The organism is Streptomyces sp. WMMC500 (assembly GCF_027497195.1).
GTDB lineage: Bacteria > Actinomycetota > Actinomycetes > Streptomycetales > Streptomycetaceae > Streptomyces.
Window position 1 is genome coordinate 3,610,273 of the sequence record NZ_CP114905.1, and the last position, 17,349, is coordinate 3,627,621.

The 17,349-nt window shown below is 72.5% G+C and carries 20 protein-coding genes and 1 tRNA gene; 6 read left to right on the forward strand and 15 right to left on the reverse strand.

Features of this window, described 5'->3' with window-relative positions; genetic code table 11:
- Nucleotides 1-355: 355 nt before the first annotated feature.
- From rplL to O7599_RS15215, 9 genes are all read right to left on the reverse strand, one after another.
- Nucleotides 356-742, reverse strand: coding sequence for a 50S ribosomal protein L7/L12 (gene rplL / locus O7599_RS15175; protein ID WP_281622682.1), 387 nt, complete (start codon nt 740-742; stop codon nt 356-358).
- A 98-nt stretch (nt 743-840) separates the two neighbouring features.
- Nucleotides 841-1,395 carry a 50S ribosomal protein L10 gene (gene rplJ / locus O7599_RS15180; RefSeq protein ID WP_281622683.1) on the reverse strand — a complete coding sequence of 185 codons (555 nt, stop codon included), beginning with the start codon at nt 1,393-1,395 and terminating at the stop codon, nt 841-843.
- Between the two features lie 315 nt (nt 1,396-1,710).
- Nucleotides 1,711-2,613 (reverse strand): DUF1396 domain-containing protein, encoded by a 903-nt coding sequence (locus O7599_RS15185; RefSeq protein WP_281622684.1) that lies wholly within the window; start codon nt 2,611-2,613, stop codon nt 1,711-1,713.
- A 74-nt stretch (nt 2,614-2,687) separates the two neighbouring features.
- Nucleotides 2,688-3,578 carry a hypothetical protein gene (locus O7599_RS15190; protein WP_281622685.1) on the reverse strand — a complete coding sequence of 297 codons (891 nt, stop codon included), beginning with the start codon at nt 3,576-3,578 and terminating at the stop codon, nt 2,688-2,690.
- Nucleotides 3,579-3,750: 172 nt separating this feature from the next.
- The gene (gene rplA, locus O7599_RS15195) at nt 3,751-4,467 is read right to left on the reverse strand and encodes a 50S ribosomal protein L1 (RefSeq protein ID WP_281622686.1); all 717 of its coding nucleotides are present in this window, start codon (nt 4,465-4,467) and stop codon (nt 3,751-3,753) included.
- Nucleotides 4,468-4,561: 94 nt separating this feature from the next.
- Nucleotides 4,562-4,996 (reverse strand): 50S ribosomal protein L11, encoded by a 435-nt coding sequence (rplK, locus tag O7599_RS15200; protein ID WP_018834878.1) that lies wholly within the window; start codon nt 4,994-4,996, stop codon nt 4,562-4,564.
- Nucleotides 4,997-5,163: 167 nt separating this feature from the next.
- Nucleotides 5,164-6,096, reverse strand: a complete 933-nt coding sequence (nusG, locus tag O7599_RS15205) for a transcription termination/antitermination protein NusG (RefSeq protein ID WP_281622687.1) — start codon at nt 6,094-6,096, stop codon at nt 5,164-5,166.
- Between the two features lie 87 nt (nt 6,097-6,183).
- Nucleotides 6,184-6,456 (reverse strand): preprotein translocase subunit SecE, encoded by a 273-nt coding sequence (gene secE, locus O7599_RS15210; protein ID WP_281622688.1) that lies wholly within the window; start codon nt 6,454-6,456, stop codon nt 6,184-6,186.
- A gap of 104 nt (nt 6,457-6,560) precedes the next feature.
- Nucleotides 6,561-6,633: transfer RNA gene (locus O7599_RS15215), tRNA-Trp, on the reverse strand.
- A gap of 190 nt (nt 6,634-6,823) precedes the next feature.
- Between O7599_RS15215 and O7599_RS15220 the strand changes: the two genes are divergently transcribed.
- Together O7599_RS15220 and O7599_RS15225 are read left to right on the forward strand one after the other, a co-directional pair.
- Complete coding sequence (locus O7599_RS15220; protein WP_281622689.1) at nt 6,824-8,059, forward strand: pyridoxal phosphate-dependent aminotransferase; 1,236 nt, start codon at nt 6,824-6,826, stop codon at nt 8,057-8,059.
- A 160-nt stretch (nt 8,060-8,219) separates the two neighbouring features.
- On the forward strand, nt 8,220-9,344 hold the full coding sequence (locus tag O7599_RS15225; RefSeq protein WP_281622690.1) for an adenosine deaminase: 1,125 nt from the start codon (nt 8,220-8,222) through the stop codon (nt 9,342-9,344).
- On the opposite strand, the gene O7599_RS15230 is transcribed toward O7599_RS15225, so the two are convergent.
- Nucleotides 9,269-9,889: a TetR/AcrR family transcriptional regulator gene (locus O7599_RS15230; RefSeq protein WP_281622691.1), complete on the reverse strand. Its 621-nt coding sequence runs from the start codon at nt 9,887-9,889 to the stop codon at nt 9,269-9,271. The two genes, O7599_RS15225 and O7599_RS15230, sit on opposite strands and share 76 nt — an antisense overlap.
- Before the next feature lie 50 nt (nt 9,890-9,939).
- Here O7599_RS15230 and O7599_RS15235 point away from each other — a divergent pair, with 50 nt between their 5' ends.
- Nucleotides 9,940-10,590 carry an NAD(P)H-binding protein gene (locus O7599_RS15235; protein WP_281622692.1) on the forward strand — a complete coding sequence of 217 codons (651 nt, stop codon included), beginning with the start codon at nt 9,940-9,942 and terminating at the stop codon, nt 10,588-10,590.
- A gap of 138 nt (nt 10,591-10,728) precedes the next feature.
- On the opposite strand, the gene O7599_RS15240 is transcribed toward O7599_RS15235, so the two are convergent.
- A complete protein-coding gene (locus O7599_RS15240) occupies nt 10,729-11,784 on the reverse strand; it encodes a UDP-N-acetylmuramate dehydrogenase (protein ID WP_281622693.1) in 1,056 nt (351 codons plus the stop codon).
- A 10-nt stretch (nt 11,785-11,794) separates the two neighbouring features.
- Nucleotides 11,795-12,748 (reverse strand): nitroreductase/quinone reductase family protein, encoded by a 954-nt coding sequence (locus O7599_RS15245; protein ID WP_281622694.1) that lies wholly within the window; start codon nt 12,746-12,748, stop codon nt 11,795-11,797.
- 107 nt (nt 12,749-12,855) lie between these two features.
- Here O7599_RS15245 and O7599_RS15250 point away from each other — a divergent pair, with 107 nt between their 5' ends.
- Nucleotides 12,856-13,320 (forward strand): MarR family winged helix-turn-helix transcriptional regulator, encoded by a 465-nt coding sequence (locus O7599_RS15250; RefSeq protein ID WP_281622695.1) that lies wholly within the window; start codon nt 12,856-12,858, stop codon nt 13,318-13,320.
- 6 nt (nt 13,321-13,326) lie between these two features.
- On the opposite strand, the gene O7599_RS15255 is transcribed toward O7599_RS15250, so the two are convergent.
- Nucleotides 13,327-13,929, reverse strand: a complete 603-nt coding sequence (locus O7599_RS15255) for a DedA family protein (RefSeq protein ID WP_281623394.1) — start codon at nt 13,927-13,929, stop codon at nt 13,327-13,329.
- A gap of 232 nt (nt 13,930-14,161) precedes the next feature.
- Between O7599_RS15255 and O7599_RS15260 the strand changes: the two genes are divergently transcribed.
- Together O7599_RS15260 and O7599_RS15265 are read left to right on the forward strand one after the other, a co-directional pair.
- Nucleotides 14,162-15,316 (forward strand): sensor histidine kinase, encoded by a 1,155-nt coding sequence (locus O7599_RS15260; RefSeq protein WP_281622696.1) that lies wholly within the window; start codon nt 14,162-14,164, stop codon nt 15,314-15,316.
- Complete coding sequence (locus tag O7599_RS15265) at nt 15,307-15,951, forward strand: response regulator transcription factor (protein ID WP_281622697.1); 645 nt, start codon at nt 15,307-15,309, stop codon at nt 15,949-15,951. The genes O7599_RS15260 and O7599_RS15265 overlap by 10 nt, the downstream gene beginning before the upstream one ends.
- Before the next feature lie 64 nt (nt 15,952-16,015).
- Here O7599_RS15265 and O7599_RS15270 read toward each other — a convergent pair whose 3' ends face one another.
- Together O7599_RS15270 and O7599_RS15275 are read right to left on the reverse strand one after the other, a co-directional pair.
- Nucleotides 16,016-16,339, reverse strand: a complete 324-nt coding sequence (locus tag O7599_RS15270) for a plasmid stabilization protein (RefSeq protein ID WP_281622698.1) — start codon at nt 16,337-16,339, stop codon at nt 16,016-16,018.
- Nucleotides 16,340-16,431: 92 nt separating this feature from the next.
- On the reverse strand, nt 16,432-17,349 hold the full coding sequence (locus O7599_RS15275; protein WP_348652610.1) for an ECF transporter S component: 918 nt from the start codon (nt 17,347-17,349) through the stop codon (nt 16,432-16,434).

Consider the following 17,349-nt stretch of genomic DNA (forward strand, 5'->3'; position numbering starts at 1 on the left):
CGCCTCGCGTGGGGCCTCCCCTGAAGTTATGCCGGGTACCGGATGCCTTCGCGCTTGAAGCCATTCCCACTCCGTCATCGATCCATGCCTCGGAGTACGGACCGATGTGACGACCTGAGAATCGCGCGCCGCTGGCCGTTCGTCAAGGCCCCCCTGCCCCAGGGAGATCATGTCGCCGCGCCCCGGCCGGTGAAGATCACCATACCCGCAGGTGCGCGCGGGGCAAGCGCTCCGGCCGGGACGCCCGGCAACGCAGCGAGGGCGACCACCCGGATGGGTGATCGCCCTCGTGTGCGGCACGGGCCGTCAGCCCCGGCGGGCCGGGCTCACAGCGCCCCGACCGGCCGGGACGGGGTCACTTGACCTCGACGGAGGCGCCGGCGCCCTCGAGGGACTCCCGGGCCTTGTCCGCGGCCTCCTTGTTGACCTTCTCCAGAACCGGCTTCGGCGTGCCGTCGACCAGCTCCTTGGCCTCCTTCAGGCCGAGCGAGGTGAGCTCGCGCACGACCTTGATGACCTGGATCTTCTTCTCGCCGGCGCCGGTGAGGACGACGTCGAACTCGTCCTTCTCCTCGGCGGCCTCCGGGGCGGCGCCGCCGCCACCCGGAGCGGCGACGACGGCGGCCGGCGCGGCGGCCTCGACGTCGAACTTCTCCTCGAACTTCTTGACGAACTCGGAGAGTTCGATGAGGGTCATCTCTTCGAACTGCGCGAGCAGGTCGTCCTGGCTGAGCTTCGCCATGGTGGCGGTCCTTCCACTAAGTCGGCTGGTGCCGGTTGTGCTGATGCATCAGTGCGGCGGGCGTTCTCGGGCCCGCTGAGCCCCGGAGAACCTGACGGTTACTCCGCGGCGTCGGCGGGAGCCGGCGTACCGGCACCGCCCTGCTCGACCTTCTCGCGCAGCGCGTCCGCGGTGCGGACGAACTTCGACAGCGGGGCCTGGAAGGTCGCCGCGGCCTTCGCCATGGACGCCTTCATGCCGCCGGCCAGCTTGGCGAGCAGCACCTCGCGGGACTCGAGGTCCGCGAGCTTGTTGATCTCCGCGGCGCTCAGGGCCTTGCCGTCGAGGACACCGCCCTTGATCACGAGCGCGGGGTTGTCCTTGGCGAAGTCACGCAGCCCCTTGGCCGCCTCGACCGGGTCACCGGTCACGAAGGCGACAGCGGTCGAGCCCTGGAGGTGCTCGTCGAGCTGGTCGAGCCCGGCCTCCTTCGCCGCGATCTTGGTCAGCGTGTTCTTCACCACTCGGTACTGCGCGTTCTCGCCGAGAGAACGGCGCAGATCCTTGAGCTGCGCCACGCTCAGTCCGGTGTACGCGGTCACGACGGCCGCGTGGGAGCCACGGAGCTTGTCCGCGATCTCCTTGACGGCCTCGACCTTGTCCGGCGTCGCCATGAGCCTCGGCCTCCTTCCGGGTGATGGGACCGCCCTTCGGATGCCCGAGGCCCGGCACACACGGCAAACGCCCCGGCGCAGGCGCACGGGGCGTGACTCGACCGCACGGGCCCGGGGCCCGGCGGGAGGGTCTTCCTCATTCACCTGCGCGGGCCGTCCGCGGCGTACGCGGAACCTTCGGCCACCGCACTCCCCTGCGGGCGTACGGCGGCAGCCAGCGGTCTTTGGCTACGAAGAGGCAGCGTACGGCAGCGGCCGTCCCGCGGGCAAATCGCCCCCGGGACGGCCGGGCCGTACGGCACGTCGGGTCCGGCGCTACGCGCCGGCCTCGGCGTCCTCCATGTCCTGCATCATCTGGTCCATGTCCGCCGTCTCGGACGCCGGGGGAGCCTGCACCGTGACGGGCTCGTTGTAGCTGAGGAAGGTCAGCGTGGTGTCCAGCGGACCCTCCTTCGTCTCGGCCTGCATGCGGAACTGCTTGGTGTGGTCCTCGCCGTCGATCCACATGTCCATGGTGAACTCGTCGACGCCCTGCTCCGCCATCTCGTCGATCTTCTCCTGGCGGTTCTTCTTCGTCTTCGCGTCCAGGCCCTTCAGCTCGGCGCGGAGGTCGTCGAGGGCGACCGTGCCGGTGTAGCGGGTGGTCCGGACCCCCTCGATCTCCTCCTCGCCGACCTTCTTCAGGTCGTCGGCCGCGTTCATCATCTGGGCGTCCTCGGCGGGGTTCTCGTCCGCCTGCTTCATCTCCAGCAGCGGGTTCTCGCCCCCGCCGGCCTCCCCTTCGGACATGCCGATCTTCAGCCAGGTCTTGCCGTCCATCCCGGCGGCGGCCTCGTCACCGGCGTTCATGTACATGGCATCGTCGACGAGGCGTATCTCCATCTCGCCGCTCTCGTCGGGGCTCGCCCCGTCCACCGTCATCGTCATCTGCATGGCGGGCGGGTCCATGCTGATCGCACCGGTGCCCTCCATGCTGCCCTCGCCGGGGACCTCGCCGGACATCCGGTACTCGAGCGAGGTGAAGTCCTCGGCCTTCTCCGTGGCCGTGCGGACGGCGGCTGCGGGCGTGACGTCGACGGGCTCGCCGGCGTTCCCGCCCTTCCTGCCGTCCGCCCTGCCGTCTCCCCCGTCGTCGCCGCAGGCGGTGAAGGCGGTCAGGGCGAGGGCGGCCGCGCCGAGCGCGGCTCCGCCCCGTACGAACGTCGAGCGCATCGTCATCCTTTCCCTCCGGGCACATGTGTCCCGGGACATGGAAGGGAACACGCTAGCGGATCGAGTGAATCCGCCGACCGCTACTGGATTTCGGTGAAGTCGATGCTCTCCGCCGCCGACGGCTCCTCGACGTTCACGTCGACGCCGTAGTCCGAGTAGTAGACGGTGGTGCTGAACTCGCCGCCGGTCATCTTCCCGGACTCCTCACGCTTGATCATGAGGTCGTTCTCGTCCACCCAGATGTCGACGGTCTGCGTCGTCACGCCGGAGGCCTCAAGCTGGTCCTCCAGGTCGGAGAGCTGCTGCTCGCTCAGCGTCTTGGACGACGCGCGCGCCAGGTCGGAGACGTCCACGGTGCCGGAGTAGTGCGTGGTCTGGACGCCGCGCACCTCCTCCTGGCCGACCTCCTCGACGTCCTCGGAGGCCAGCAGCAGCTTCACCGCCTGACCCGGGGTGCTGTTCTGCATCTGGTCCTTCATGTAGTCCCCGGACGGGCCCATGAACTCCGACAGGTCGTCGTAGTCGTAGCGGATCCACTTCTTGTCCGGGTACTGCGTCTGGAACGCGCCCTCGACACCCGCGTAGTAGGCGTCCGGCAGGTAGCGGGCGTCGAGCGTGGCGTCGTCGTCCATCATCTGTATCGAGGACGCCATCTGGCCCTCGGTGTACTTCACGGTGGCGTTGCCGATCGCGCCGTCGGACCAGTCGAGTTCGCCCTCGTTCTCGGTGGTCATCGCCTCGCCCATGACCATGGTGCTCTCGAACTTCGACGACTCGGCGCCCGAGGTCTTCTCGTCGATCGCCTGCAGCGCCGCCTGCGCGCCCCGTACGGCGCCGCTGCCGCCGCCGTTGCCGCCGCCGTCGGTGCCGCCGTTGCCCGAACCGCCGTCACCGCCGCCGGAGTCGGACCCGCAGGCCGCCGCGAAGGCGAGCAGCAGCGCAGCCCCCAGCGAGACACTTGCGCGCTTCACGGTCGTGTGCATGGGAATCCCCGCCCCCTCGTGGTGGTCCCGGGCAGTCGCTCTGCCCGTACGCCCAGTGAACACCAGAAACGGGCCGGACCCGAGGCCCCATGGGCGTTCCGGATCCGACCCGTTGCAGGGCCGTGACAGATGATGCGCGCCCGTCGCACGGGCGGCGCCCTCAGACCGCGGTGTCCTCCGTCAGGAGGTTGCGCACCCGCGCGGGGTCCACCGGGATGCCGGGGCCCATCGTCGTGCTGATCGTGGCCTTCTTGATGTAACGGCCCTTGGCCGCCGACGGCTTGAGCCGCAGGACCTCGTCCAGCGCCGCACCGTAGTTCTCCACCAACTGACGCTCGTCGAACGAGGTCTTGCCGATGATGAAGTGCAGGTTGGAGTGCTTGTCGGTGCGGAACTCGATCTTGCCGCCCTTGATCTCGGTGACGGCCTTCGCCACGTCGGGCGTGACCGTGCCGGTCTTCGGGTTCGGCATCAGACCGCGCGGGCCGAGGACCCGGCCGAGGCGGCCGACCTTGCCCATGAGGTCCGGGGTGGCGACGACCGCGTCGAAGTCGAGGCGGCCCTTCTGCACCTCCTCGATCAGCTCGTCGGCGCCGACGATGTCGGCGCCCGCGGCCTCCGCGGCCGCTGCACGGTCACCGGTCGCGAAGACCAGGACCCGGGCGGTCTTGCCGGTGCCGTGCGGGAGGTTCACGGTGCCGCGGACCATCTGGTCGGCCTTGCGCGGGTCGATGCCCAGGCGCATGGCGACCTCGACGGTGCCCTCGAACTTCGTGGTGGACGTCTCCTTGGCGAGGCGGACGGCCTCCAGGGGTGCGTACTGCCGCGTGCGGTCGACCTTGGCGTCGCCGCCGCGGAGTGCCTTGCTGCGCTTCACTGCTGCTCCTGATGTGTCGGTACGGAGTCGTGGTCCGGGCCGGCGCATGGCCCTGCCACAGGGTGCTGCGGGCGCCGGGGGCGCCGCGGGGCGGTCAGCCCTCGACCGTGACGCCCATGGAGCGGGCGGTGCCGGCGATGATCTTCTCGGCGGCGTCCAGGTCGTTGGCGTTGAGGTCGGCCATCTTGGTGGTGGCGATCTCGCGGACCTGGTCACGGGTGATCTTCGCGACCTTGGTCTTGTGCGGCTCGCCGGAGCCCTTCTCCACGCCCGCGGCCTTGAGGATCATCTTCGCGGCCGGCGGCGTCTTGGTGATGAAGGTGAACGAACGGTCCTCGTAGACCGTGATCTCCACCGGGATGACCCAGCCGCGCTGCGACTCGGTCGCGGCGTTGTACGCCTTGCAGAACTCCATGATGTTCACGCCGTGCTGGCCCAGCGCGGGGCCGACCGGCGGGGCCGGGTTCGCGGCACCGGCCTGGATCTGGAGCTTGATCAGCCCCGTGACCTTCTTCTTCTTGGGAGGCATGTCTCTCCGGGTCCTTGAATGAGAGGTTTGCGCCTCGATCCGGCCGATCATCCGGATGGAGGCATACCGCACCACGATAGCCGTATCGGGTACGAGTCCTGAAACCGCGCAGGTCAGAGCGGCTGCGAAGCCGTCTGACCTGGTCGGAAGCGCGGGAGCGGGTGCCCTCAGTCGTTCTTCTGGATCTGGTCGAAGCTCAGCTCGACCGGGGTCTCCCGGCCGAAGATCTCCACCAGGCCCTTGACCTTCTTGGAGTCGGCGTTGATCTCGTTGATCGTCGCCTGCAGCGTCGCGAACGGGCCGTCGGTGACGGTGACCGAGTCGCCCACGGCGAAGTCGAGCACCTGCACCTCGACCTTGCGGGACGGCGCCGGCTTGCCCTCGGCCTCCGCGGCCTCGCGGGCGGCCTTCTCCTCGGCCTCCGGCGCGAGCATGCGGACGATCTCGTCGAGCGTCAGCGGGTACGGGTCGTAGGCGTTGCCGACGAAGCCGGTGACGCCCGGGGTGTTGCGCACGACGCCCCACGACTCGTTCGTCAGGTCCATCCGCACCAGGACGTAGCCCGGGAGCTTGTTCTGCCGGACGTTCCTGCGCTCGCCGTTCTTGATCTGGACGACCTCTTCCTCGGGCACCTCGGCCTGGTAGATGAAGTCCTCGACGTTCAGGGAGACGGCGCGCTGTTCGAGGTTGGCCTTGACCCGCTTCTCGTAGCCCGCGTAGGTGTGGATCACGTACCACTCGCCGGCCAGGCCGCGCAGCTCCTGGCGCAGCTCCTCGACGGGGTCGACGGCCTCTTCGGCCTCGCCGTCCTCGGCCTCGTCGGGCTTCTCGCCCTCGGCCGCCTCCTGCGCGTCGTCTTCCGCGCCCGCTTCCTCGGCCTCGTCGGCAGCCTCGGCGGCGTCGTCGTCCTCGGCCTCGTCAGCGGCCTCGGCGTCTTCTGCGGCCTCGGCGGTCTCCTCGGCGCCTGCGAGTCCGGTCTCCGCCGCCACCGTCCCGTCCTCCTCCACCTGCTCGGCAGGGGCATCCGCGGCAGGCTCTGCCTGCGCAGCGCCGGCAACCTCGTCGGTCGCGACTGCGTCGTTCAGGTTCGGGTCAGACACGGTAGCTGCTTCTTCCTGGCTCAAATGGGGATGTGCACATGCAGTCGCCTACCTTACGTACCTTACGGGGCGGCGTACGCGAATCGGTCAGCCGAAGACGAAGTCCATGAGTTCGGTGAAGCCGAAGTCGATCACCGTCACGATAGCGATCATGACCACCACGAAGATGATCACGACCGTCGTGTACGTGGTGAGCTGGTTCCGCGTCGGCCAGACGACCTTGCGCAGCTCCGCGACGATCTGGCGGTAGAAGAGCGCCAGGCGGGCGAACGGGCCCTTCCGGCCGCGCTTGCCGCCGCGGCGAGCGGGTCGCGCGTCGCCTTCGGGGCGGTCAGGCGTCGCGGTGGGAGCTTCCGTCACTCGTCCTCACCTGGATCCCGGTTCGTTGGCCTGCCGCGCCCGGTCGAGCCGCGCGGCGGGGCTGCTGTGAACTGCGTACGCATCCCCTGAGGAGATGCGCGTAGCAGGGCCGGAGGGACTTGAACCCCCAACCGCTGGTTTTGGAGACCAGTGCTCTACCAATTGAGCTACGACCCTTTGTGTCATCCCAACCTAACGCATTCCCGCAGAGGCATCACGAGCGCGTGCAAGATCTGCACCGGGGCTGGCACGGTGGTTGAGTGTACGGGTTTCACGCCCCGCCGTCGAACGAGTACGCCGCGCGCCCCCTGTACGACCCGTGCAACCCGTGTGCCCGGCCCCCCGCCCGTCTGGAACGATGGGGGCCATGACCGCTGCACACACCGCGTCCCAGTCCCCTGCCGAACGACGGGTGTCGGCCCGCGTCGGCGCCATCTCCGAGTCCGCGACGCTCGCCGTGGACGCCAAGGCCAAGGCCCTCAAGGCGGCCGGCCGGCCCGTGATCGGCTTCGGCGCCGGCGAGCCCGACTTCCCGACGCCCGACTACATCGTCGAGGCCGCGATCGCAGCGTGCACCAACCCCAAGTACCACCGCTACACGCCCGCCGGCGGGCTGCCCGAGCTGAAGACCGCCCTCGCCGCGAAGACCGCGCGCGACTCGGGCTACGAGGTCGAGCCGGCCCAGGTGCTCGTCACCAACGGCGGGAAGCAGGCGATCTACGAGTCGTTCGCCGCCCTGCTCGACCCGGGCGACGAGGTCATCGTCCCGACGCCGTACTGGACCACCTACCCCGAGTCGATCCGGCTGGCCGGCGGCGTGCCCGTGGACGTCGTCGCCGACGAGACCACCGGCTACCGGGTGTCCGTCGAGCAGCTCGAAGCCGCCCGCACCCCGCGCACGAAGGTGCTGCTCTTCGTCTCGCCGTCCAACCCGACCGGCGCGGTCTACTCCCGCGAGCAGGTCGAGGCGATCGGCCGCTGGGCCGCGGAGCACGGGCTGTGGGTGCTGACCGACGAGATCTACGAGCACCTGGTGTACGGGACCGCCGAGTTCCACTCGCTGCCGGTGGTCGTGCCGGAGCTGCGCGACAGGTGCATCGTGGTCAACGGCGTGGCCAAGACGTACGCGATGACCGGCTGGCGGGTCGGCTGGGCGATCGGCCCGAAGGACGTCGTCAAGGCGATGACGAACCTGCAGTCGCACGCCACGTCCAACGTCTCCAACGTCGCCCAGGCCGCCGCCCTCGCGGCCGTCTCCGGCGACCTGGACGCGGTGGCGAGGATGCGCGAGGCGTTCGACCGGCGGCGCCGGACGATCGTGCGGATGCTGAACGAGATCGCGGGCGTGGAGTGCCCCGAGCCGGAGGGCGCGTTCTACGTGTACCCGTCGGTGAAGGGGCTGCTCGGCAAGGAGATCCGCGGCCGGCGGCCGGCGAACTCGGTGGAGCTGGCCGAGGTGATCCTGGAGGAGGCCGAGGTGGCGGTGGTGCCGGGCGAGGCGTTCGGGACGCCGGGGTACCTGCGGCTGTCGTACGCGCTGGGGGACGAGGACCTGGTCGAGGGCGTCTCGCGGCTGCAGAAGCTGATGGCGGAGGCGGAGTAGACGCCCTTCAGCGGAGGCGATTGGAGCGTGCGGTTTGCCCTTTAGCCATGAGTCAACACATGGCTAAAGGGCATGTGTGCTGTGCGGACACTCGTCCGGGCAAGCCCTCGTTCGTAGGCACAGGTGTCGCCGGCGCCCGCGGATGCGGCAAGATCTCTGCATGGAGCACGAGCACCGCCCCCCCGCACGAGACGTACGCCGCCTGCCGAAGGCGCACCTGCATCTGCACTTCACCGGCTCCATGCGCTCCGCCACCCTGATCGAGCTGGCCGACAAGTACGGCGTGCACCTGCCCGAGGCACTGAGCGGCGGCGAGCCCCCTAAACTGCGCGCCACCGACGAGCGCGGCTGGTTCCGCTTCCAGCGGCTGTACGACATCGCCCGCTCCTGCCTGCGCTCCGCGGAGGACATCCAGCGGCTGGTGCGCGAGGCCGCGGAGGAGGACCTCGCGGACGGCTCGGGGTGGCTGGAGATCCAGGTCGACCCCACGTCGTACGCGCCCCGCCTCGGCGGGCTGATCCCGGCGCTGGAGACCATCCTCGACGCGGTCGAGACCACGGCCCGGGACACCGGCCTCGGGATGCGCGTGCTGGTCGCCGCGAACCGCATGAAGCACCCGCTCGACGCCCGTACCCTCGCCCGCCTCGCCGTGCGCTACGCCGACCGCGGCGTCGTCGGCTTCGGGCTGTCCAACGACGAGCGCCGCGGCTTCGCGCGCGACTTCGACCGCGCCTTCGCCATCGCCCGCGACGGCGGCCTGCTGGCCGCCCCGCACGGCGGCGAGCTGGCGGGGCCCGCCAGCGTCCGCGACTGCCTGGACGACCTGGACGCGAGCCGCATCGGGCACGGCATCCGCGCCGCCGAGGACCCGCGGCTGCTGTCGCGGCTGGCGGCGGCGGGGGTGACGTGCGAGGTGTGCCCGTCGTCGAACGTCGCCCTGGGGGTGTACGAGCGGCCCGAGGACGTGCCGCTGCGGGCGCTGTGGGACGCGGGGGTGCCGATGGCGCTCGGCGCGGACGACCCGCTGCTGTTCGGCTCGCGGCTGGCGGCGCAGTACGAGCTGGCGCGTACGTACCACGAGTTCACGGACGAGGAGCTGGCGGAGCTGGCGCGGCAGTCGGTACGGGCCTCGGTGGCGCCGGAGGACGTGCGCCGGCGGCTGCTGGCGCAGGTGGACGACTGGCTGTCGGGGGAGCCGCGGACGGGCGGTCAGGGGGCGGGCGGCGGCGAGAGCGCCGCCCAGACCGTACGGGACAGCGAAGCGGCGAACTCGTCCGCCGGCTGAGCCGCCGCGGCGCCGCCGAAGGCCAGGAAGAACGCCCGCTGGAAGCACGCGCCGAGCAGCAGCGCCGCCGCCGCCCGGGGATCCGCGTCGGCGCGGATCCGGCCGCGCTCCCGCTCCCGTACGAGGTACGCGGCGAGCGCGTCACCCGCCTCCGACGGCCCCTTGCGCCCGACCGCCGCGAGCCCTTCCGCGAACCGCGCGAGCAGCCCCGGCTCGACCAGCAGCGCGCCCACCATGGGCAGGATCTGCTGGTAGAAGGCCACGGCCTTGTCGGCGACGGCCCGTAGGCACTCGTCGACGCTGCGCCCGCCCGGGTCGTCGGCCATCTCGGAGAGCAGCCCGCCGAGGTGCGGCAGCCGCTCGAACAGGACGCGGAGGAAGATGTCCTCCTTGTTGACGAAGTGCTTGTAGAGCAGCGCCTCCGAGCAGCCCGCCTCGCGCGCGATCTCCTTGGTGGTCGCGTGCACGAATCCGGCGGTACGGACGAGGCGCTCCGCGGCGTCGACGATGCGCTCCGGGGCCGGTCTTGACGGCGAGGTGGGCATTCACTCACCCTAACAGGGGTGGTGGGTGAGCACCCACTTACGGAGGGGCGATGAAGCTCACGGTCTTGGGCGCGTCCGGCGGCACCGGCCGGGAGGTGGTCCGGCAGGCACTGGCCGCCGGGCACGAGGTGACGGCTGTGGTGCGCTCAGGAGCGCGGAGCGCCGCGGACGGCGGGCGCGGGCGGCTGGCGGTGACGACCGTCGAGGACGTGACGGACCCCGCGGCCCTCGGTCCCGTCGTCAGGGGCCGCGACGCGCTGCTGTTCTGCCCCGGCCTGGAGAGCCCCCGGTCCCCGGGCCGCCTCGGCGCGGTGGCGCACGCGCTCGTACGGGCCGCGCGGGCGGCGGGCGTGCGGCGGCTGCTCGTCGTCAGCTCGGCGCCGGTCGGGCCGCTGCCGCCGGACGAGGGGGTGCTGGGGCGGGCGGTGTCCCCGGTGCTGCGGGCGGTGTTCAAGGACGTGTACGCGGAGGCCGCCGCGATGGAGGCGGAGCTGGCGCACAGCGGGCTGGACTGGACGGTGCTGCGGCCGGGCAAGCTGACGAACCGGCGCGGCAAGGGGCGCTACCGGCGCCGGGTCGGCGGCAACGTCCCGGGCACGGGGACGCTGGCGCGCGCGGACCTGGCGCGGGCGGTGCTCGACCTGCTGGACGACCCGGCGGTGCGGGGGCGGACGGTGGGGCTGGGGTCTGCGCGGGGGTGAGCGGGCGCCGGGGGGCGTTTCCGGGGTCGGTTCCGGGGTCCGTTCGGGAGGTCGGTGCCGCGGGTCGGCACCCTCGGGTGCGTACCGCGGTCTCAGGCGTACGGCCGCCGTCTCCGGCTCGTCCCGTACGGGCCGCCGCTACAGGCGCACGCCGACCGTCACCGGCTCGTTGACCAGCGTGACGCCGAAGGCGTCCCGCACCCCGTCGCGCACCTCGCGGGCGAGCGCGAGCAGGTCTTCCGTGGTCGCCGAGCCGCGGTTGGTCAGGGCCAGGGTGTGCTTGGTGGAGATGCGGGCCGGGCCCGTGCCGTAGCCGCGGGTGAAGCCGGCGCGGTCGATGAGCCACGCCGCGGACGTCTTCGTCAGCCCCTCCCCCGCCGGGAACGCCGGCGGGCGCGCGTCCGGGCCGAGGCGGCGGGCGACGCGGTCGAGGAAGGCGGCGTGGGCGTCCTCGTCGAGGATCGGGTTGGTGAAGAAGGAGCCTGCCGACCACGTGTCGTGGTCCTCCGGGTCGAGCACCATGCCCTTGCCGGCGCGCAGCTTCAGCACGGCGTCGCGCGCCCGGGCGGCCGGCACCCGCTCGCCGGGCGCGACGCCGAGCATGCGCGCCGCCTCCGCGTACCGGAGGGGGGCGGACAGCCCGCCCGCGTCGGCGAGCCGGAAGCGGACGCGCAGGACCACGAAGCGGTCGGGGTCGGCCTTGAAGCGGCTGTGCCGGTACGAGAAGCCGCAGTCGGCGCCGGGGACGGTGACGGTCTCGCCGGTGGTGCGGTCGTACGCGACGACCTCGGTGATCGTCTCCGCGACCTCCTGGCCGTACGCGCCGACGTTCTGGATCGGCGTCGCCCCGGCCGAGCCGGGGATGCCGGCGAGGCACTCGACGCCGGCGAGCCCGGCGTCGACGGTGCGGGCGACGGCGTCCGACCAGTTCTCGCCGGCGGCCAGTTCGAGCGCGGTGCCGTCGAGGGCGAAGCCGGCGGTGGCGATGCGCAGGGCGGTACCGGGGAAGCCGGCGTCGGAGACGACGAGGTTGCTGCCGCCGCCGACGACGAGGAGCGGGGTCCCGGCGGCGTCGGCCGCGCGCACGGTGTCGACCACCTCGGCGTCGGTCGTGGCGGTGACGAGCCGGGCGGCGGGGCCGCCGAGGCGGAGGGTGGTCAGCGGGGCGAGGGGGGCGTCGTGGCGTACCTGCACGAGGCCAAGGTTACGGCCCGGGGGTGGCGGCGCGCGTCGGCGGTGCGGGCACGCCGAGGGCGGGGAGCAGCTCGCGCTCCTCGTAGGCGAAGTGGGCGTCGAGGCGGGCGGCGAGGGTGCGCAGCTCGGCGCGGACGGGAGCGGCCTGCGGCGCCGCGGCCAGGTCGCGTACGCGCTCCAGCATCGCGGTGACGTCGCGGTGCTCCGCGCGGATGCGGGCCACCGCGGGGGCGAGGTGGGGGAACTGCCGCTCCATGGCGCCGAGGGCGCCGTCTTCCGCGCCGTGGTGCTCTTCGAGGGCGCCGCAGTAGGCGAGGCAGTGGCGGCGGAGGTCGCGGAGGGCGGGGTCCCCGGCGGCGTCCCCGGCGGTGTCCGCGGAGGCGCCATCGGCGGCGGCCAGCACCCCCGCCAGTTCGCGGCGCAGCTCCGCGTGCGCCTTCAGAAGTTGTTCCCCGGCGGCCCGGCGGCGCCGGGGGTCCGCGAACGGGTTGGGGTTGGGGTCGGGGGCGGGAGCGGCCGGGTGCAGGGCGACGACGGGGATGGTGCGGGCGGTGCCGCGCTCGTACGCGGCGAAGGCGGGGTCGAGTCCGGCCTGCACCGCGTACATCCGGTCGCGCTCCGCGGCGGGGAGGGGGACCGCCTCGGCCTCGTACGCCGTCGTGCCGCCGGGGGCTTCGGTGTCGCGGATCTCGACGGTGACCCGGGGGTGGGCGAGGAGGTTGTGGTACCAGGCCGGGTGGTGGTCGGCGCCGCCGTTGGAGCCGAAGACGAGCAGGCGGGTGCCGTCGCGGAGGTAGACGACGGGGTTGGTGCGGCGGGTGCCGCTGCGGGCGCCGGTGGTGGTGAGCAGCACGAGGGGTGCGCCCTCGAACATACCGCCGACCCGGCCGCCGTTCGCCCGGAACTCCTCGATGACCAGCCGGTTGAACTCCGCCGGGCTCGGCCGCTGCTGCTCGGTCGTCACGGGGACCGCCTCTCGCGCTCGCGGGTAGCATCGCGCTCACGCCGTAGAAGATTTTGCTTTGATAGCAAAGAAGCTTTGAGTGCAAAGTTAAAGAGGGGAGCGCCGCGGTGTCAACCGCCGGTCCGGACGTCGACGACGCGATCCGTACGCTGCTGCTGCTCATGCCGCGCATGGTCGGGCGCGCGAAACGGCTGCCGGTCCCCGCGGAGCTGCACTCCCTCGCTCTCGCCCCGCGGCACCTCTCCCTCCTCGCCTGCCTGCTCTTCGACGGCGAGTCGAGCGTCAACGAGCTGGCCGAGCGGCTGGAGGTGGCCCCGACGACCGTGAGCCTCATGGTCGGCGAGCTGAGCCGCAAGGGCATCCTGGAGCGGCACGAGGACCCGGCGGACCGGCGGCGGAAGCTCGTCAGCATCACCGCGGCGCGCCGCGGTGCGATCGACGCCTGGCTGGGGCGGAGCGCGCAGGCGTGGCGGGTCGCGCTGGAGCCGCTGACGGCGGCCGAGCGGCGGACGTTCGTGGAGACGCTTGCGGCCTACGAGCGGCAGTTGGGCGGCGAGGGCGACCCGTCGTAGCGGGGGCTACGCGCCCCGGCGCGGCGCGCGGTGCCGGCCGCGGCCCGCGGACACGGCCCGTACGGCGAAGAACGCCACCACCGCCAGGGCCACGACGCCCAGGACCACCTTGGAGTACACGCCGACGATGTCGCTGATCTCGTGCCAGCGCGAGCCGAGCCCGTAGCCCGCGAGCACGAACACCGTGTTCCACAGGGCGCTGCCCGCGGCCGTGAGGCCGAGGAAGACCGGCACCCGCATCCGTTCGACGCCCGCGGGCACGGATATCAGGCTGCGGAAGATCGGGATCATGCGGCCGAAGAACACCGCTTTCGTGCCGTGCCGGGCGAACCACGCCTCCGTTCGCTCGATGTCGCGTACCTTGAGCAGCGGCAGCTTGGCCGCCAGCGCGACGGTCCGCTCGCGGCCGAGCAGGGCGCCCACCCAGTACAGCGCGAGGGCCCCGACGACCGATCCGACGGTGGTCCAGACGAGCACCGCCACCAGGTTCAGCCCGCCCTGGTTGGCCGAGAAGCCGGCGAGCGGGAGGATGACCTCGCTGGGCAGCGGCGGGAAGAGGTTCTCCAGCGCGATGGCCAACCCCGCGCCCGGCGCCCCGAGATCCTCCATGAGCCCGGCGGCCCACCCCGCGACGCCACCGCTGGGCGCTTCTCCGGCAGCGACTGCGATCATGGCGAAGACGTTACGGGGCCGCTCCGGCAACCGGAATCCGGGGTCCCACCCAAGGCACTTGGGGAAAACCGCACCCCGCGCGCTGCGCCGGACCGCACGCGGCGGAGCTCCCGCTGTGCGGAAAGCCGCAGTGCGCCGCTCCCCCGCCCGCGGTTAGCGTGACCGCATCATGCGTCCCGTCCTGCTCCGCCGCCTGCGTACCGCGGCCGGGGTCCTCACCGGCGGCCTCACCGCCCTCGTCGAGCTGCCCCTGGTCGCCCTGTGCGGCCTGTGGCTCCTGGCCGCCTGGTCGTGGCAGGCCGCCGCGGGCGGCGCGCCGCGCGCGACCCGCCTGCCGTACGAGGCCGCCGCCCGCCTGGCGACGGCCGAGCGCACACGCATGACGTACTTCTACGGCAGCGAACTCGCCCCGCCCCGCGCCACCCCTCGCGCGCTGCAGTACCTCGCACTGCGCTGGGGCGTCGGCGCGCTCGGCGGCGCGGTGCTCCTGACCGCGCTGATCGGCGCGGCGTATGGCTCGACGCTGCTGTGGATCTGGTTCGTGGCCAGGGACGCCAACCCCCTCGTGATGCTCGCCTCCGGCCTGGCCGGCCTGTTCCTCCTGTTCCTGTCCGTCCAGGGCGTGGACGGGGTGGCCGCGCTCGACAACCACCTCGCCCACCGCTTCCTCGGCCCCAGCCCCGCCGACCTCCTCCAGCGCCGCATCGGCGAACTCGCCGCCACCCGCGCCGGCATCGTGGCCGCCGTCCACGACGAGCGCCGCCGCATCGAACGCGACCTCCACGACGGCGTACAGCAGCGCCTCGTCGTCCTCGGCCTGCTCCTCGGCCGCGCCCGGCGCACCGGTTCCGCCGATCCGGAGAAGTCGCGGGAACTGCTCCGCCAGGCCCACGAACAGGCGCAACTGGCGCTCACCGACCTGCGCGAGGTCGCCTGGCACGTCTACCCGGCGGCGCTGGACGACGCCGGCCTGCGCGCGGCGCTGGAGGCGCTGGCGGAGCGTTCTGAGCTGCCCGTGCGCATCGACTACGCGCTCGCCGAGCCGCTGCCGGAAGCGGTGCGTACGGTCGCGTACTTCACGGTCTCCGAGGCCGTCACGAACGCGATCAAGCACTCGTCCGCCGCGCTGGTGACCGTGCGGCTGACGCGGGATGCGACGATGGCGCGCGTGAGCATCGAGGACGACGGCACGGGCGGCGCGAACCCCTCGGGCGGCGGCCTGCTGGGCCTCGCCCGCCGCGTCGCCGCGCTCGACGGCCGCCTCACCGTCTCCAGCCCGCCCGGCGGGCCCACCACCGTCACCGCGGAGCTGCCGTGCGCGTAGTGCTGGCCGACGACTCGACGCTGCTGCGCGAGGGCCTCGCCCGCCTCCTGGCCGACGAGGGCCACGACGTCACCGCCGCCGTGGGCGACGCCCCGGCCCTGCTCGCGGCGGTCGCCGCCGACCCGCCGGACGTCGCGGTCGTCGACGTCCGCATGCCCCCGGGCCACGCCGACGACGGCCTGCGCGCGGCGCTGGAGATCCGCGAACGGTGGCCGCAGACGGGGGTGCTGGTGCTGTCGCAGTACGTGGAGCGGCGCTACGCGGCGGAGTTGGTCACCGGCAGCACGGGCGGCGTCGGCTACCTGCTCAAGGACCGCGTGGTCCAGGTCGACGAGTTCCTCGACGCGCTGGACCGCGTGGCGGCGGGCGGCACGGCCCTCGACCCCGAGGTCGTCCGCCGCCTCCTGGCCCACAGCACCCGCGCGGACCCGCTGGACCGCCTCACGCCCCGCGAACGCGAGGTCCTGGACCGCATGGCCCAGGGCCACACCAACGCCGCCGTCGCCGCCCGCCTGCACATCTCGCAGAGCGCGGTGGAAAAGCACGTCAACGCCATCTTCGACAAGCTCGACCTGGGCCACACGGAGGGCTACAGCCGCCGGGTGCTGGCCATCCTGCGCTACCTGGAGCCGTGACGTCCGCGGACCGCGGAGGTGACGCTCCGCCGTCCGGGTGAGCGAGCGCCGGCCCCGGCGCGGGTCAGCGCCCGAGCTTGCGCATGAGCTGGGCCTTGTTCATGGACGAGCGGCCGTGGATGTTGCGGCGGCGGGCCTCCGCGTAGAGCTGGTCGTACGTGGGGCCGCCCGGGCCCCGGTGCGAGCGCTGCCCGCCCCTGCGGCCCGGGGACATGTCCCGGACGGACGTACGGCTGGCGGTCCGGGACTCGCCCGTGCGGGCACGTTCCTTGTTCACGGTCCGGGCGGCGATCTCCTCCGCCCGCTTCGTACCGGCGCCGCGCTTGCGGGCGCCCTCCTTGATGTGCTCGTACTGACGCTCCCGCTTGCGGCTCGCTCCACTGGGCATGGTCTCTCCCTGGCACTCGGGTACGGACGGACCACACCATCGTGTGCCACACCGCATGCGGCATCAAACGGGCAATCTTCCCGTCCGGCGCGTCAGGCGCGCCGGTCTTTCCGCGGGGAGGCGGCGGGCCGCGGGGTGTGGCCGTACGAGGCCCTGCGGGTGGCGCGGCGGAGGATGGCCAGGATCGCCGGGCCCAGCGCCAGGATCGCCAGCGTGTTGGTGATCGCCCGGCCCGTGTCCCAGCCGGCGGTGGAGGTGAGCAGCGTGAACACCGCGAAGCGGTGCAGGTTCTCCAGCACCGGCGCGCCCGGGACGTAGGAGATGTGGCCGTCGTGGTACGGGACTTCGGCGTCGGTGACGAACGGCCAGAACCACAGGTTCATGAGGAAGCCGAAGACGTACGACACGGCGATGCCGTACGCGACGAGCATCGCGATCTCCGCCCGCCCGCGCACCCGCCGCGGCAGCAGCCCCGCGCCCATGCCGATCCACGCCGAGCACAGCATCTGGAACGGCAGCCACGGCCCCACCCCCGCCGTCAGCAGCGCGGAGGCGAACAGGGACGTGCAGCCCAGCACGAACCCGAAGCCGGGGCCGAAGACGCGGCCCGCGAGGACGAGCATGAAGAACACCGTCTCGATGCCCGCCGTGCCCGCGCCCAGGGGCCGCAGCGCGGCGTTGACCGCCGAGAGCACGCCCAGCATGGCCAGCGCCTTGGAGTCCATCCCGTTCTCGGAGAGTTCCGCGAGCACGACGACGATCAGGACGGGCAGGATGCCCATGAACACGAACGGCGCGTCCGGCCCGTGCTGCATGCTCTGCGGCTCGACCCGCACCAGCAGCGGCCACACGAACATCATCAGCCCCGCGAGCGACGCCAGCCCCAGCGTCACCGCCGAGCGCGGGCCCACCCGGATCGCCTGGTCCGCGCGGTCCCAGCGGCGCAGGTACGGGCCGGCGCCCCGCTCGTTCCCCTGCTCGTTCCCCTGCTCCTTCCGCGGCCCGCTCAC